This is a genomic window from Streptomyces sp. NPDC103540, from assembly GCF_055584445.1.
Genome location: NZ_JBVJMA010000004.1, coordinates 444,099 through 460,416 on the forward strand (window position 1 = coordinate 444,099; position 16,318 = coordinate 460,416).

9 protein-coding genes and 1 riboswitch are annotated in these 16,318 nt (G+C 71.9%); of the genes, 5 read left to right on the forward strand and 4 right to left on the reverse strand.

Annotated features, from left to right (window positions below; translation table 11 throughout):
• Positions 1-16 precede the first annotated feature (16 nt).
• Positions 17-778 (reverse strand): hypothetical protein, encoded by a 762-nt coding sequence (locus tag ACZ6ZI_RS12795; RefSeq protein WP_469519606.1) that lies wholly within the window; start codon positions 776-778, stop codon positions 17-19.
• A gap of 173 nt (positions 779-951) precedes the next feature.
• Positions 952-2,628 (reverse strand): PucR family transcriptional regulator, encoded by a 1,677-nt coding sequence (locus ACZ6ZI_RS12800; RefSeq protein ID WP_363052983.1) that lies wholly within the window; start codon positions 2,626-2,628, stop codon positions 952-954.
• Between the two features lie 254 nt (positions 2,629-2,882).
• Here ACZ6ZI_RS12800 and ACZ6ZI_RS12805 point away from each other — a divergent pair, with 254 nt between their 5' ends.
• From ACZ6ZI_RS12805 to ACZ6ZI_RS12825, 5 genes are all read left to right on the forward strand, one after another.
• On the forward strand, positions 2,883-3,776 hold the full coding sequence (locus ACZ6ZI_RS12805; RefSeq protein WP_469519323.1) for an FAD binding domain-containing protein: 894 nt from the start codon (positions 2,883-2,885) through the stop codon (positions 3,774-3,776).
• Positions 3,777-3,778: 2 nt separating this feature from the next.
• Positions 3,779-4,384, forward strand: a complete 606-nt coding sequence (locus ACZ6ZI_RS12810; RefSeq protein WP_363052985.1) for a (2Fe-2S)-binding protein — start codon at positions 3,779-3,781, stop codon at positions 4,382-4,384.
• 2 nt (positions 4,385-4,386) lie between these two features.
• The gene (locus ACZ6ZI_RS12815; RefSeq protein WP_469519327.1) at positions 4,387-6,792 is read left to right on the forward strand and encodes a xanthine dehydrogenase family protein molybdopterin-binding subunit; all 2,406 of its coding nucleotides are present in this window, start codon (positions 4,387-4,389) and stop codon (positions 6,790-6,792) included.
• Between the two features lie 321 nt (positions 6,793-7,113).
• Complete coding sequence (locus ACZ6ZI_RS12820; RefSeq protein WP_363052987.1) at positions 7,114-8,577, forward strand: NCS2 family permease; 1,464 nt, start codon at positions 7,114-7,116, stop codon at positions 8,575-8,577.
• 75 nt (positions 8,578-8,652) lie between these two features.
• Positions 8,653-9,804, forward strand: coding sequence for an XdhC family protein (locus ACZ6ZI_RS12825; RefSeq protein ID WP_469519330.1), 1,152 nt, complete (start codon positions 8,653-8,655; stop codon positions 9,802-9,804).
• A 191-nt stretch (positions 9,805-9,995) separates the two neighbouring features.
• On the opposite strand, the gene ACZ6ZI_RS12830 is transcribed toward ACZ6ZI_RS12825, so the two are convergent.
• Positions 9,996-12,212, reverse strand: coding sequence for a terpene synthase family protein (locus tag ACZ6ZI_RS12830; protein WP_469519333.1), 2,217 nt, complete (start codon positions 12,210-12,212; stop codon positions 9,996-9,998).
• A gap of 260 nt (positions 12,213-12,472) precedes the next feature.
• Positions 12,473-16,084, reverse strand: coding sequence for a cobaltochelatase subunit CobN (gene cobN, locus ACZ6ZI_RS12835; protein WP_469519337.1), 3,612 nt, complete (start codon positions 16,082-16,084; stop codon positions 12,473-12,475).
• A gap of 53 nt (positions 16,085-16,137) precedes the next feature.
• Positions 16,138-16,237: riboswitch (cobalamin riboswitch) on the reverse strand.
• Positions 16,238-16,318 lie beyond the last annotated feature (81 nt).

The window sequence follows — 16,318 nt, forward strand, 5'->3', positions numbered from 1 at the left end:
CCGGCGCGGCGCGCGCTCAGGCCGGGGCCGGGCCGCGCAGCTGGTCCGCCAGCCAGGTCGGGATCCCGCCCAGGAGGTGGAAGAGCCGACGGGCCTCCGCCCGCAGCCGGGCGGCCTCCGGCTCCGGCTCGGCCTCCGCCAGCGCCGCCAGCGCGGGCGCCGTACCCACCAGGAACCCCAGCTCCTCGCGGATCCTGAGCGACTCCGCGAACCCCTTGCGGGCCTCGGCCACCTCCCCGTCGCGCAGGGCCAGCGCCGCCAGGTGCCGCCAGGTGAAGGACAGCAGCAGGGTGTCCCCGTGGGCCAGGGCCCCGGCGTGCGCCCGGTGGTACGCGGGACGGGCCGCCTGCGGGGCGTCGGCCAGGTGTTCGGCGACCAGGCCCCGCCGGAAGTCCAGCAACGGTCGCGTCCGCGAGGTCGGGGACAGCAGCGCCGCCGCCCGGCCCAGCGCCGAGCGGGCCTCGTCGGCCCGGTCGCGCACGCCGAGCACGGTGGCCGCGTAGGCCAGCTGGCCCCGCTCGCAGGCCGCCGCGCCCCGCTGGTCGTCGTCCCGGGCCACGGCCTCGGCCACCCGCAGCGCGTCCTCCGCCTCGCTCCAGCCCTGGCCGGTGAACAGACACCGCTCCACCAGCAGCGCCGTGCGCTGCACGGCCGCTCCGGCGTCGTTCACGTGCGGCGTCAGCAGGGCCGCCGCGTCACTCCAACAGCCGCGCGAACGCAGCCGCCATATCGCCCGCTGGAGAGGGTCGTCGCCCCCTGTCGATCCCGCACCGGACATGGCGGTATCCGCCACATTGCCCTCCCCGAAGCAACCAAGCAGCACGTCGTTGAGCCCTTGGGGCGAAATGAGAGCACGGATCGGTCGCATCGGCCAAGGGGTCGGGTGAACTCTTTCACAAAGTCCGGACGGCTCGTCAGCCGGCCCCGACCGACCCCCCGGTCGGGATTCGGTCAGCTCATGCGCAGGGCCAGGAAGAAGTCCAGCTTGTCCTCCAGGCGCGAAAGGTCCCGCGCCGTCAGCTGCTCGATTCGCCCGACGCGGTAGCGCAGCGTGTTGACGTGGAGGTGCAGACGGGTCGCGCAGCGGGTCCAGGAACCGTCGCAGTCCAGGAAGGCCTCCAGTGTCGGGATGAGCTCCGCGCGGTGGCGCCGGTCGTAGTCGCGCAGCGGGTCGAGCAGCCGGGCCGTGAAGGCGCGGCGCACGTCGTCCGGCACGAACGGCAGCAGCAGGACGTGCGAGGCCAGCTCGTGGTGACCGGCGGCGCAGACCCGGCCCGGGCGGGCCGCGGCGACCCGGCGGGCGTGCCGGGCCTCCTCCAGCGCCCCCCGCAGCCCCTCGGCGGAGTGCACGGCCGCGCTGACGCCGAGCGTCAGGCGCCCGTCGTCGGCGAGACCGGCGGCCAGGGGCTCGCGTACGGCGGCCAGCAGCGCGTCGGCGTGCAGCGCGGAGTCCGGTCCCCGGTCCTCGCCCGCGTCGCCGGGGAGGGCGGGCAGCGGCACCAGGGCGATGGCCTCGTCACCCGCATGGGCCACCGCGATCCGGTCGGAGGGCTCCGGTCCGGCCATCGACGGGTCGACGAGGATCTCCTCCAGCAGCGACTGAGCCACCGGGCCGCCGGGGATGTCCCCGCCCTCCCAGTCCACCCGCGCCACGACGACCTGCCAGTGCGGGGCGCCGCCCAGACCCGGCAGCAGCACCGGGGCCGCGACCCGCAGGCGGGCCGCGATCTCGGCGGGCGCCGCGCCCGTCTGGACCAGCTCCAGGACCTCCTGGGCGAGCCTGCGCCGCACCGTGCGGGCCGCGTCCCGGCGGTCCCGCTCGACGGCGATCAGCTGAGTGACGCCCTGGAGCAGGTCGAGGCGCTCGGCGGGCCAATCGCCCGCGTCGGCCTCCACGGCCAGCAGCCAGTCCGAGAGCACGGTCTCGCGCACGTCACGGGCCGCGGGACCCGGCCCCCGGCCGTGTCCCCTGATCGGGAACAGGGAGTACGTAATACCCTGGATGGACATCCGGTGCGGGCCCCTGCGGCCGGTCCGGACCGCCGCGAGGTGTTCGCTCGCCAGCGCCGCGCACACGCCCGGGGCCAGCGGTTCGCCCGCGCCGGCGATCTGCCGGCCGGTGGGCGAGAGCACCCAGGCCCGTAGATCGAGGTCCGTGGTGAGCAGATCCAGCACCACGTCGGGTCCGCCGCCCGCGGGGCCCGACGTCATCAGCCGCCGGTGGCGGTCCACGACGGCCGCGAGGTCGCCCGCGCGCTCCCCGGAGACCTGCCGCACCACGTACTCGGTGATGGTGGCGAATGCAACGTCCTCGTTCACGGCGAACAGTGGGAGCCGGTTGCGCAGGCAGGCCGAAACGAGATCGTCCGGGATGTCGCCCAGCTCCGCCTCGCCGGCGGCGAGGCCGGCGACGCCCGCGCTCGCGAGGATTCGTACGAACGGCTCGGAGTCGGCTGAATTTCTTCGCCAGGCCAGGCCAGTGAGGACGAGCTCGCCCCCGGAGAGGTATCGGCTGGGATCCCTCAGGTCGGTCGTCATGACCCCGCGGACCGTCCGGTCGAGTTCTTCCTCGCCGCCCAGCAGCCGCAGCCCCAGCGCCTCGGTTTCCAGCAGTGCGCGCAGCCGCATGATGTCGCCGCCGATCTGTCTCGTTTGTTGCCGTTGGAAATCGGGCAGGTCGTCGCATCCTGCCTTTCATACGAATCTACAAGACGAGGGAGCCCGTCAGCCAACCGCTTCATGGTTTCGGTGACTGCACCCGAGGGACGCCTGGCTTGTGTACTGGCTCCACACCGCGTTAACAGCACGTGAACGACCAGTCGAGGGCCCTTCGGCCTCCTGGCTTGAAGTGAACGACCCGATTAAGAAGAAGAGAGCCGCACATGGACTTCCTTCGCCCCGCCAGCTGGGAGGAGGCGCTCGCCGCTAAGGCCGAGTACCCCACAGCTGTGCCGATTGCGGGTGGCACCGACATCATGGTCGAGATCAATTTCGACCACCGCCGTCCGGAGTACCTCCTCGACCTCAACCGCATCGGGCTGCTGCGGGAGTGGGAGGTAGGCGAGGAGGTCACCAAGCTGGGCGCCTCCGTCCCGTACACCCAGATCATGGAGAACCTGCGCGAAACGCTGCCGGGTCTCGCGCTCGCCTCGCACACGGTCGCGTCCCCGCAGATCCGCAACCGCGGCGGTGTCGGCGGCAACCTCGGTTGCGCCTCGCCCGCCGGTGACTCCCACCCCGCCCTCCTCGCCGCCGGCGCCGAGGTCGAGGTCGAGTCGGTCCGCGGCTCGCGCCTGATCCCGATCGACGAGTTCTACACGGGCGTCAAGCGCAACGCGCTGGCCCCCGACGAGCTCATCAAGACGATCCACATCAAGAACGCGTCCGGTCCGCAGCAGTACTCGAAGGTCGGCTCCCGCAACGCGATGGTCATCGCGGTGTGCGCCTTCGGTCTGGCGCTGCACCCGGACTCCCGCACGGTCCGCACCGGCATCGGTTCGGCCGCGCCGACCCCGATCCGGGCGAAGGCCGCCGAGGAGTTCCTGAACGCCGCGCTCGAAGAGGGCGGCTTCTGGGAGTCGGGCAAGGTCATCACCCCGTCGATCGCCAAGCAGTTCGGTGAGCTCGCCTCCGGCGCGGCCAACCCGATCGACGACGTCCGCGGCACGGCGAAGTACCGCCGCCACGCGGTAGGCATCATGGCTCGCCGCCAGCTCGTCTGGACGTGGGAGCAGTACCGCGGCACCAACGGCCGCTCGCTTGAAGGGGCTGCGTAACCATGCGCGTCAATTTCACTGTCAACGGCCGTCAGCAGGAAGCGGACGACGTCTGGGAGGGCGAGTCCCTCCTCTACGTCCTGCGCGAGCGCCTGGGCCTGCCGGGTTCGAAGAACGCCTGTGAGCAGGGCGAGTGCGGTTCCTGCACCGTCCGCCTCGACGGCGTGCCGGTCTGTTCCTGCCTGGTGGCCGCCGGTCAGGTCGAGGGTCGCGACGTCGTGACCGTCGAGGGCCTGGCCGACTTCGCCAAGCAGCGCGAGGAGCACGGCCACGGCGGTGCCTGCGGCACCGGCGGCGGCTGCGGCGGCAAGGGCGTCTCCACGGACGAGGCCAAGCGCTGGGCCGCCAAGCCCGGTGACTCCCAGACCGGTGAGGGCGTCGAGCTCTCCGCCATCCAGCAGGCGTTCATCGACGCCGGCGCCGTCCAGTGCGGTTTCTGCACCCCGGGTCTGCTCGTCCAGGCGGACGCGCTGCTGGAGGAGAACTCCGACCCGTCCGACCAGGACATCCGTGAGGCCCTGTCCGGCAACCTCTGCCGCTGCACGGGCTACGAGAAGATCCTCGACGCGGTCCGCCTCGCGGCCGCCCGTCAGGGAGAGGCGGTCTGACCATGGCTCAGAACACCCGCACCGTACCCGCAGGTACGCCGACGAACGTCACCCAGAAGCACAACAAGGGCGGCATCGGCGAGTCCATCCTCCGCCCGGACGGCACCCTCAAGGTCACCGGCGAGTTCGCGTACTCCTCGGACATGTGGCACGAGGACATGCTGTGGGGCCAGACCCTGCGCAGCACCGTCGCGCACGCCGAGATCGTCTCGATCGACATCTCCGAGGCGCTGGCCATGCCCGGCGTGTACTCGGTGCTGACGTACGACGACCTGCCGGCCGAGATGAAGAACTACGGCCTGGAGATCCAGGACACCCCGGTCCTCGCCAACGGCCGGGTGCGCCACCACGGTGAGCCGGTCGCCCTCGTGGCCGCCGACCACCCGGAGACCGCCCGCCGCGCGGCCGCCAAGATCAAGATCGACTACCGTGAGCTGCCGCTCGTCACGGACGAGGCCTCCGCCCTCGCCGAGGACGCGCCGCTGATCCACGAGGGCCGCAACGACCACCACATCGGTCACGTCCCGCACCCGAACATCGTGCACCGCCAGCCGATCATCCGCGGCAACGTGGAAGAGGCCCGCAAGCGCGCCGACGTCATCGTCGAGGGCGAGTACACCTTCGGCATGCAGGACCAGGCCTTCCTCGGCCCGGAGTCCGGCCTCGCCGTGCCCTCCGAGGACGGCGGCGTCGAGCTGTACGTCGCCACCCAGTGGCTGCACTCGGACCTCCAGCAGATCGCCCCCGTCCTCGGCCTGCCGCCGGAGAAGGTCCGCATGACGCTGTCCGGCGTCGGCGGTGCCTTCGGTGGTCGCGAGGACATCTCGATGCAGATCCACGCCTGCCTCCTGGCCCTGGCCACGAACAAGCCGGTCAAGATCGTCTACAACCGGTTCGAGTCCTTCTTCGGCCACGTGCACCGCCACCCGGCGAAGCTCTACTACGAGCACGGCGCCACCAAGGACGGCAAGCTCACGCACATGAAGTGCAAGATCGTCCTGGACGGCGGCGCCTACGCGTCGGCCTCCCCGGCGGTCGTGGGCAACGCCTCCTCGCTCTCGGTGGGTCCGTACGTCCTGGAGGACGTGGACATCGAGGCGATCGCGCTCTACACGAACAACCCGCCCTGTGGCGCGATGCGCGGCTTCGGCGCCGTCCAGGCCTGCTTCGCCTACGAGGCCCAGATGGACAAGCTGGCGGCGAAGCTGGGCATGGACCCGGTCGAGTTCCGTCAGATCAACGCCATGGAGCAGGGCACGATCATGCCCACCGGCCAGGTCGTGGACGCCCCGGCGCCGGTCGCCGAGCTGCTGCGCCGGGTCAAGGCCCGCCCGCTGCCGCCGGAGCGCCAGTGGGAGTCGGCCGGCGAGGGCGCGGACGTCCGCGCGCTGCCGGGCGGTCTGTCGAACACCACCCACGGCGAGGGCGTCGTGCGCGGCGTCGGCTACGCGGTCGGCATCAAGAACGTCGGCTTCTCCGAGGGCTTCGACGACTACTCCACCGCCCGCGTGACGCTGGAGGCCATCAACGGCGAGGCCGTCGCGATGGTCCACACGGCCATGGCGGAGGTCGGACAGGGCGGCATCACCGTCCACACGCAGATCGCCCGCACCGAGCTGGGCGTCACGCAGGTGACGATCCACCCGGCCGACACGCAGGTCGGCTCCGCCGGTTCCACGTCCGCCTCGCGGCAGACGTACATGACCGGTGGCGCCGTGAAGAACACCTGCGAGGCCGTCCGCGAGGCGGTCCTGGAGATCGGTCGCCGCAAGAACGGCTCCTACCACCCCGCGTGGGCCACCGCCGAGCTGCTGCTCGAAGGCGGCAAGGTCGTCACCGACGGCGGCGAGGTCCTCGCGGACATCGCGGAGCTGCTGGAGGGCGAGGAGCCGATCGACATCGAGCTCGAGTTCCGCCACGCGCCGACCGAGCCCTTCGACCTGGTCACCGGCCAGGGCAACGGCCACGTCCAGTACACCTTCGCCGCGCACCGCGCCGTCGTCGAGGTGGACACCGAGCTGGGCCTGGTCAAGGTCGTCGAGCTGGCGACCGCCCAGGACGTCGGCAAGGCCCTGAACATGCTCTCCGTGGTCGGCCAGATCCAGGGTGGTACCACCCAGGGCCTCGGCGTCGCGATCATGGAAGAGATCATCGTGGACCCGAAGACCGCGAAGGTGCGCAACCCCTCCTTCACGGACTACCTGATCCCGACCATCCTCGACACCCCGACCATCCCGGTCGACGTCCTGGAGCTCGCCGACCCGAAGGCCCCGTACGGCCTGCGCGGCATGGGCGAGGCCCCGACCCTCTCGTCCACCCCGGCCGTCATCGCGGCGATCCGGCAGGCGACGGGTCTGGAGATCAACAAGACGCCGATCCGTCCGGAAGCCCTCACCGGCACCCTCTAGGACGGCGTGGTCCGGGGGCCGCGAGGCCCCCGGACCCCCACGAACTTCCGGGCGGTGTGACACGGGAACGTCACACTTCCAGTCGCACCGCCCGGATCACGAAGTACCGCTCCGCTCGCGGTCCTCGTCACCTGGCAGAACCCCTGCGCAAACCCCCATGTAGTACCAGCGGTCACCCCCGCACTACCCGCAGTACACGCAGTGCACATCTCGCGTCGCCTCGGGCCGTCACCCCGGGTCGTGCAGCCAAACGCAGTTTCCCAAATCCCGCGTCTCCAATCTTTATGCGGGTGCCCCTTTGAACCTTGGGAGTTAGGCACCATGACCCAGTCATCTGTGGAGCCCAAGACCACCGCGGAGGAGGCCGGCGACGGTTCTCTGAACCCCGCCGGGCGCTCTTGGCTCGACCGGTATTTCCACATAACGCACAGAGGATCCAACGTCGGAAACGAAATTCGTGGCGGCGTCACGACTTTCATGGCGATGGCGTACATCCTCCTGCTCAACCCGCTGATCCTCTCCGGCAAGGACGTCGCCGGAGACACCATGAGCCAGAAGGCTCTGATCACGGCCACGGCCTTCGCCGCGGCCCTGACCACGCTCCTCATGGGCTTCGTGGGCAAGGTCCCGCTCGCCCTGGCCGCCGGCCTCTCCGTCTCCGGCGTGCTCGCCTCGCAGGTCGCCCCCCAGATGACCTGGCCGCAGGCCATGGGCATGTGCGTGATGTACGGCGTCGTGATCTGTCTCCTGGTCGTCACCGGCCTCCGCGAGATGATCATGAACGCCATCCCCCTCGCACTCAAGCACGCGATCACCATGGGCATCGGCATGTTCGTCGCCCTGATCGGTCTGGTGAAGGCCGGCTTCGTCGGCGCCGGACCCGAGTTCGGTCCCCCGGTCCAGCTCGGTTCGGTCGGCGAGCTCGCCGGCTGGCCCGTCCTGATCTTCTGCGTCACCCTGCTCGCCATCTTCATGCTCCAGGCCCGCAAGGTCCCCGGCGCCATCCTGATCGGCATCGTCGGCGGCACCGTCCTCGCGGCGATCCTGAACGCCGTCGCGGACATCGACCCGAAGGCCTGGAAGAACGGCGCCCCCACCCTTGAGGGCTCCGCGGTCTCCATGCCCGACTTCTCCCTCTTCGGCGAGGTCTCCTTCGGCGGCTGGGGCGACGTCGGCGTCATGACGGTCGGCATGATCGTCTTCACCCTCGTGCTCGCCGGCTTCTTCGACGCGATGGCCACCATCATCGGCGTCGGCACCGAGGCCAAGCTCGCCGACGACAAGGGCCGCATGCCGGGTCTGTCCAAGGCCCTGTTCATCGACGGCGCCGGTGGCGCCATCGGTGGCGTCACGGGTGGCTCCGGCCAGACCGTCTTCGTCGAGTCCGCGACCGGCGTCGGCGAGGGTGCCCGCACGGGCCTCGCCTCCGTCGTCACCGGCCTCTTCTTCGCCGCCTGCCTCTTCTTCACCCCGATCACCCAGATCGTCCCGGGTGAGGTCGCCTCCGCGGCCCTGGTCGTCATCGGCGCGATGATGATGCAGAACGCCCGCCACGTGGACTGGGCCGACAGCGCGACCGCCATCCCGGTCTTCCTGACCGTGGCGATCATGCCCTTCACCTACTCGATCACCCCCGGTGTCGCCGCCGGTGTGATCTCCTACGTGGCCATCAAGGTCGCGCAGGGCAAGGCCCGCGAGATCGGTGCCTTCATGTGGGTCCTGACCGGGGTCTTCCTGGTCTTCTTCGCCCTGCACCCCATCGAGGCGTGGCTCGGCGTCAAGTAAGGCGGGACAGGCGATCCGCACCTGACCCTCCACGCATCCGATACTGGAATCCGAACCTCTCCGAGGAGGCCGAACATGCTGGACATCGCCGAAGAACTGAACCGGTGGGTCGAGCAGGGACGTGACTTCGCCGTCGCCACCGTCGTGGCGGTCGGCGGGAGCGCACCCCGGCAGCCCGGAGCGGCACTCGCCGTCGACGGCGAGGGCACGGCCATCGGTTCGGTTTCCGGCGGATGCGTGGAGGGCGCGGTGTACGAGCTGTGCCGGCAGGCGCTGGAGGACGGCGAGACCGTCCAGGAGCGCTTCGGCTACAGCGACGACGACGCCTTCGCCGTGGGTCTGACCTGCGGCGGCATCATCGACATCATGGTCACCCCGGTGCCCGTGGGTTCGCCGCAGCGCGCGGTGCTCGCCCGGGCCCTGGCCGCCGCCTCCCGGGGCGAGGCCTCGGCCGTGGCCCGGATAGCGGACGGCCCGGCCGAGCTGATGGGCCGCGCCGTGGTCGTCGCGGGCGACGGCTCCTGGGAGGGCGGTTTCGGGGGACACCCCGAGCTGGACCGCACCATCGCCGAGGAGGCCCGCGCCATGCTCGACGCCGGCAGGACCGGCGTGCTGGAGATGGGCGCCGACGGCCGGCTCTGCGGAGAGCCGCTCAAGGTGCTCGTCGAGTCCAGCGTCCCGCCCCCGCGGATGATCGTCTTCGGGGCCATCGACTTCGCCTCCGCCCTGGTGCGGATCGGCAAGTTCCTCGGCTACCACGTCACCCTGTGTGACGCCCGGCCCGTCTTCGCCACGAAGAACCGTTTCCCCGAAGCGGACGAGATCGTGGTGGACTGGCCGCACCGCTACCTGGAGACCACCCGGGTCGACGCCCGGACCGTCCTGTGCGTCCTCACCCACGACGCCAAGTTCGACGTGCCGCTCCTGGAACTCGCCCTCAAACTTCCCGTCGCCTACGTCGGCGCCATGGGCTCCCGCCGCACCCACGAGGACCGCAACAAGCGCCTGCGCGAGGTCGGCGTCACCGAACTCGAACTGGCCCGACTGCGCTCCCCGATCGGCCTGGACCTCGGCGCCCGCTCCCCGGAGGAGACGGCCCTGTCCATCGCCGCCGAGATCGTCGCGAACCGCCGCGGCGGCACCGGCGCGGCCCTGACCGGCGCGCACATCCCGATCCACCACGACAGCTCGCACACCGTGGTCACCCGGATCGGTTCCGTGGCTTGAAGGGCTGCCCGGGGGCCTGAGGGCCGACCGACCTGACGGCCGCGCTCCACCCCGGACCCTTCACGCAAGGGCACGCCCCCGAGGGCGTGCCCTTCGTCGTTCCCCGGCCCCGCGGCCGGTGGCCGGGCCGGACCCGGAAGGGCCGGGCGGGGCGGGGCCGGGCGGGCCGGGCGGGCCCCGGGCGGGGCGGGCTAGGCGGGGCGGGAGAGGCGGGACGCGGCCATCCCGAATCCCGGCCCCCACACCCCCGTCGACAGCGCGTCGCCCGGACGGTGCAGGTCCTCCTCCCGGTAGCGCCGGCAGTTCCGGTGCCAGTGCAGGATCCCGGCCATCCAGTCCCGGAGTTCACCGACGTACGCGTCCATCGCCGCGCGGGCCCCGGCGTCCAGCTCCCAGTCGTCGTAGAGCACGGGCAACTGGTGCGCGACGATGTGCTCGAACTCCTCGGTGCGCCGGGTCATCAGGGCGTGGCAGATCCGCAGGGCCTCCGGATAGCCGATGTCGAAGAAGTTGCGGGTGACGAGGACGTGGTTGTGCACCTCGCCCTCGACCTCCACCTCCTTCTGGTAGGAGAAGAGGTCGTTCATCATGCAGCCGGTGTCGGCCGCCGCGTTCTCCAGGGCGCGGACGGTCCCGGAGGCGTAGAGCGCCTCGGGGACGCCGCGGTCGGCGTGACCGAGCCGGCACATGTACATCGTCAGGTGGGAGCCGAAGGTGCTCCGGCGCATCTCCGCGTAGTCCACCGGGTCCGGGACGCGGTGCGCCGCCCGGTTCTCCACCTCCCACACCCAGCTCTCCACCATGCTCACGATCGTGGCCCCGAACCCGGCCCGCACGGCCGCGTTCTTGTCCCGGGTCGTGCGCACCCACAGGTCGGCGAGGGAACGTTCCATCGCGGTGACCGGAACCGGCTGGTCGGCGTGGTCGACCGGGATCATCGACACCAGCCGGGCCGTGGTCGCCTTCGCGGCGGCGATGTCCCCGGTCCGACCGAAGACCACCGGGTAGTAGTCGTCCGCGTACGTCCCCCAGGTCAGCCAGCACGCGTTGAGGAGCAGCGCGTCGGGGTCGGCGTCCGGGTCGATGCCGGCGGAGCAGAGCGCGAAGTCGTAGCCGCGCAGCCGCTCCTCGGTCCAGATCGCGGAGCCGGGGTCGCCGGGCCGCGCCTCCAGCAGGCCCATCCGGCGCGCCCAGGCGACGGAGCCCTCGCGGGCGTGGCCGAGGTGGGGGCTGAGGGTGAGGGGGAAGGGCATGTGGACGTCCGGCACCACGGACGGTCCGGTGCGCTCGTGGGGTACGTGGGCGCGCGAGCGGGCGCGCAGTTCCAGCGAGCGGCGGTTGAAGACGGACCGCAGGTCGAGGGCGGTGGTGCCCAGGCCCTTCGGGAGGAAGGGCAGGGTGAGCGGGGCGGTGGGGCGGGCCTCCTCGTTCATGTACCGGCTGGAGACCATGTGCCATTCGTGGCCGCCGGACTGCCAGTCCTGGAGGCCCTTGACGTAGGCCAGGACGGCGGCGACGTCGACCGGGTCCAGGGCGTGGTCGACGAACAGCCGGGGCAGTTCGACGAGCGCGGTCTCCTCGAACTGCTGGAGGCGCGAGGTCAGCAGGTCGTTGGTGGTCTCGGCGGCCTCCTGGGTGGTGCATTCCAGGAAGGTCTCCAACACCAGCACGGCGTTGGAGAGTTCGCCCTCGTCGGTGACCTCGCGACGGTACGAGAAGAGGTCGTTGCGCAGGTGCACGGCGTCGGAGAAGGAGTCCCGCAGGACCCGCAGGGGGCGGGAGTGCGCGACCCGGGCCGGCACCTCCGCGGAGACGTACTCGATCAGCCCCGCCGACCAGGGGGCGCCGCCCACCTTGCGGCGCATCTCGATGTACTCCAGGGGGTTCGCCACCCGCCCGATGTCGATGTTGGCCAGCTCCCACATCGACTCGTCGAGCAGGTTCCGCGTCGACAGGGCGAACCGTTCCCGCCAGTCCAGGGACATCGCCGGGACGGTCCGCGCCCACAGGTCCGCGAGGCCCGCCTCGACGGGGTTGGTGGGCTCGGGGAAGCCGGCGGCCAGGTCCATCGGCATGAAGGCGGCGAGCCGGTCGAGGTAGGCCTTGGCGCCGACGCGGTCCTGCGTGCGCTTGAACGTCTCAAGGAAGTGGTCGTCGAAGAAGAAGACCCACACGTACCAGTCGGTGACCAGGGACAGGGCGTCGGCGTCGCAGTCGGGATGGGTGTGCGCGCACAGCAGCGCGTAGTCGTGGGAGTCGAGGTCCGCCTCCTCCCACACGCCGGAACCCTCCAGCATCCCGAAGCCGCGGGCCCACCGCTTGGTGTGGGCCCGCGCGCTCTCCAGATGGGGGTTCAGTCGTGCCGGATGGGGCACGTAGAAGTCCGGCAGTCGAAACGGCTGCGTCACGGCTCGGTCGGCCTTTCGTCGGGGCGCGGGGACCGGCTGCCCCGGCCCCCCGCACGAGATCAGCAGGGCCCTACCCCCGACACCGGCCCGCCATGGAGGAGTTCACCGCTTCAGGTGACGACCCCCCGGTTCCGCCGTGTCCGGCGCCGCCGCGGGCTAAGAGGGCCCGGCACGCGCGGACGCCGACGGGGACGTGAACGCGGACGCCCCCGCGCCTCGGAGGGAGGGGCGGGGGCGTTCGGGGGCGGGGCGGGGGGCGGTTATTCCGCCTCGGCCTCCAGGTTGCCCTCGGTGTCCAGGTAGACCTGGCGCAGGGCTTCGAGGACCTGCGGGTCCGGCTTCTCCCACATGCCGCGCGACTCCGCCTCCAGCAGGCGTTCCGCGATGCCGTGCAGGGCCCACGGGTTGGCCTCCTCCAGGAAGGCGCGGTTCGTCGGGTCCAGGACGTAGGTCTCGGTCAGCTTGTCGTACATCCAGTCCGCCACCACGCCCGTCGTGGCGTCGTAGCCGAAGAGGTAGTCGACCGTCGCCGCCAGCTCGAAGGCGCCCTTGTAGCCGTGGCGACGCATCGCCTCGATCCACTTCGGGTTGACCACGCGGGCCCGGAAGACACGGCTGGTCTCTTCGACCAGCGTGCGGGTCTTGACCGTCTCGGGACGGGTCGAGTCACCGATGTAGGCCTCGGGGGCCGTGCCGCGCAGGGCGCGGACGGTGGCCACCATGCCGCCGTGGTACTGGAAGTAGTCGTCCGAGTCGGCGATGTCGTGCTCGCGGGTGTCCGTGTTCTTCGCCGCGACCGTGATCCGCCGGTAGGCGCTCTCCATCTCGTCGCGGGCCGGACGCCCCTCCAGGCCGCGGCCGTAGGCGTAGCCGCCCCAGACCGTGTAGACCTCCGCCAGGTCGGCGTCGGTGCGCCAGTCGCGGGAGTCGATCAGCTGGAGGATGCCGGCCCCGTACGTACCCGGGCGCGAGCCGAAGATGCGGGTGGTGGCGCGGCGCTCGTCGCCGTGGGCGGCCAGGTCCGCCTGGGCGTGGGCCCGGACGAAGTTGTCCCCGGCCGGCTCGTCCAGCGAGGCCGCGAGCCGCACCGCGTCGTCCAGCAGGCCGATGACGTGCGGGAACGCGTCACGGAAGAAGCCCGAGATGCGCAGCGTGACGTCGATGCGGGGACGGCCCAGCTCGTCGAGCGGGATCGCCTCGATGCCGGTGACCCGGCGGGAGGCCTCGTCCCAGACCGGGCGCACGCCCAGCAGGGCCAGGGCCTCGGCCACGTCGTCGCCCGACGTGCGCATCGCGCTCGTGCCCCACAGGGACAGGCCGACGGAGGCCGGCCACTCGCCCTGGTCGGTGCGGTAGCGGGTGAGCAGGGACTCGGCCAGGGCCTGGCCCGTCTCCCACGCGAGGCGGGAGGGGACGGCCTTCGGGTCCACCGAGTAGAAGTTGCGGCCGGTCGGCAGGACGTTGACCAGCCCGCGCAGCGGCGAGCCCGACGGGCCGGCCGGCACGAAGCCGCCGTCCAGGGCCTTCAGCACGTGCGCGATCTCGTCCGTCGTGCCGCCCAGGCGCGGGACGACCTCGTGCGCGGCGAAGGTGAGCACCGCCGCCACGTCGGGGCCGTGGTCCGCCGCCACGGAGGCCACCGCGGCCGGGTCCCACCGCGCGTCCTCCATCGCCTGGACGAGACCGCGCGCCGTCTCCTCCACCGCGTCGGCCGAGGTGCGGGTGGCGGCCGACTCGTCGAGGCCGAGGGCCTCGCGCAGGCCGGGCAGGGCCGTCGTACCGCCCCAGATCTGACGGGCCCGCAGGATCGCCAGGACCAGGTTGACGCGGGCCTCGCCCGTCGGGGCGCCGCCCAGGACGTGCAGACCGTCACGGATCTGGGCGTCCTTGACCTCGCACAGCCAGCCGTCGACGTGCAGCAGGAAGTCGTCGAAGCCGTCGTCGTCCGGACGCTCCTCCAGACCCAGGTCGTGGTCGAGCTTCGCCGCCTGGATCAGGGTCCAGATCTGCGCCCGGATCGCCGGCAGCTTGGCCGGGTCCATCGCGCTGATCTGCGCGTACTCGTCCAGGTGCTGCTCCAGGCGGGCGATGTCGCCGTACGACTCCGCGCGCGCCATCGGCGGCACCAGGTGGTCGACCAGCGTGGCGTGCACGCGGCGCTTGGCCTGGGTGCCCTCGCCCGGGTCGTTGACCAGGAACGGGTAGACGAGGGGGAGGTCGCCGAGCGCGGCGTCCGGGGCGCAGGCCGCGGACAGGCCCGCGTTCTTGCCCGGCAGCCACTCCAGGTTGCCGTGCTTGCCCAGGTGGATCATCGCGTCGGCGCCGAAGCCGCCGTCCTCGGCCGCCGCCTGGATCCAGCGGTACGCGGCCAGGTAGTGGTGCGACGGCGGCAGGTCCGGGTCGTGGTAGATCGCGATCGGGTTCTCGCCGAAGCCGCGCGGGGGCTGGATCAGGATCAGCAGGTTCCCGCGGCGCAGGGCGGCCAGGACGATGTCGCCCTCGGGGTTCGCGCTGCGGTCCACGAACATGTTGCCCGGGGCCTCGCCCCAGTGCTGCTCGACGCTTTCGCGCAGCTCGGCCGGCAGCTCCGCGAACCACCGCTTGTAGTCGGCGGCCGGGATGCGGACGGGGTTGCGGGCGAGCTGCTCCTCGGTCAGCCAGTCCTGGTCGTGGCCGCCCGCCTCGATCAGGGCGCGGATCAGCTCGTCGCCGTCGCCCGACACCAGCCCGGGGATCTCCTCGACGGGACCGAAGTCGTAGCCGCCGGCGATCAGGGTGCGCAGCAGCTCCACGGCGCTGGCCGGGGTGTCCAGACCCACCGCGTTGCCGATGCGGGAGTGCTTCGTCGGGTACGCGGACAGGACCAGCGCGAGCCGCTTGTCGCGCCGCTCGATGTGGCGCAGGCGGGCGTGGCGCACGGCGATGCCCGCGACGCGGGAAGCGCGCTCGGCGTCGGCGACGTAGGAGGGGAGGCCGTCCTCGTCGATCTCCTTGAAGGAGAACGGGACGGTGATCAGGCGGCCGTCGAACTCCGGGACGGCGACCTGGGTGGCGGCGTCGAGCGGGGACAGGCCCTCGTCGTTCTCCTCCCAGGTGCCGCGCGAACCCGTCAGGCACAGCGCCTGGAGGATCGGCACGCCGAGGCCGGCGAGCGCGCCCGCGTCCCAGGACTCGTCGTCCCCGCCCGCCGAGGCGGTCGCGGGGCGGGTGCCGCCGGCCGCGAGGACCGTGGTGACGACGGCGTCGACGGACTCCAGGGCGCGCAGCAGCTCCGGCTCGGGGCTGCGCAGGGAGGAGACGTAGAGCGGGACGGGCCGGCCGCCCTTCGCCTCGATCGCGTCGCACAGGGCGTGCACGAAGGCGGTGTTGCCGCTCATCTGGTGGGCGCGGTAGTAGAGCACCGCGACCTCGGGGCCCGCGGCGTCGGCCGGCGCGGTGCGCTCCAGCGGACCCCAGGTGGGGGAGGCCGCCGGGGGCTCGAAGCCGTGGCCGGTCAGGAGCACGGTGTCGGAGAGGAAGCGCGCCAGCTGGTCGAGGTTGGCGGGGCCGCCGTGCGCGAGGTAGGCGTGCGCCTCGGCCGCGATGCCGATCGGGACCGTGGAGGCCTCCATCAGCTGGGCGTCCGGGGCCTGTTCGCCGGTGAGGACCACGACGGGACGGGTCTGGTCGGCGGCCAGCAGCAGGTCGAGCCCCTCCTGCCAGGCGCGCAGCCCGCCGAGGAGGCGTACGACGACCAGCTCGACCCCGTCGAGCAGACCGGGCAGGTCGTCGAGGGGGAGCCGGGAGGGGTTCGCGAACCGGTACGGGACGGGGCCGTCCGCGGCGCGGGCGCTGAGCAGATCGGTGTCGGACGTCGACAGCAGCAGGATCATGCGGCGGCAGGCCTTCCTCGGGGTTTCCGCGCCCCGGGCAGTGAGGACAGCGGGAGTTCCTGACTCACCCCGCGGAGCGTTCCGCGGGATTCACAGTGGCGGGACCGCGCCGGAATCTCACCGGGCTTCCTCCCATGTCGCCGTCCTCGGCGATGACGGGCCGAGCGGCCCGTCGGAAGGTCATCTTAGGGGGCCGGGCCCCTGGTCGGCAGTGGGGGTCGGGCGGCGGATCCA

Bases quoted from the DNA above. Each gene is read 5' to 3' on its own strand.
- ACZ6ZI_RS12795 (WP_469519606.1), bottom strand. From the start codon at position 778: ATGTCCGGTGCGGGATCGACAGGGGGCGACGACCCTCTCCAGCGGGCG.
- ACZ6ZI_RS12800 (WP_363052983.1), bottom strand. From the start codon at position 2,628: ATGCGGCTGCGCGCACTGCTGGAAACCGAGGCGCTGGGGCTGCGGCTG.
- ACZ6ZI_RS12805 (WP_469519323.1), top strand. From the start codon at position 2,883: ATGGACTTCCTTCGCCCCGCCAGCTGGGAGGAGGCGCTCGCCGCTAAG.
- ACZ6ZI_RS12810 (WP_363052985.1), top strand. From the start codon at position 3,779: ATGCGCGTCAATTTCACTGTCAACGGCCGTCAGCAGGAAGCGGACGAC.
- ACZ6ZI_RS12815 (WP_469519327.1), top strand. From the start codon at position 4,387: ATGGCTCAGAACACCCGCACCGTACCCGCAGGTACGCCGACGAACGTC.
- ACZ6ZI_RS12820 (WP_363052987.1), top strand. From the start codon at position 7,114: ATGACCCAGTCATCTGTGGAGCCCAAGACCACCGCGGAGGAGGCCGGC.
- ACZ6ZI_RS12825 (WP_469519330.1), top strand. From the start codon at position 8,653: ATGCTGGACATCGCCGAAGAACTGAACCGGTGGGTCGAGCAGGGACGT.
- cobN (WP_469519337.1), bottom strand. From the start codon at position 16,084: ATGATCCTGCTGCTGTCGACGTCCGACACCGATCTGCTCAGCGCCCGC.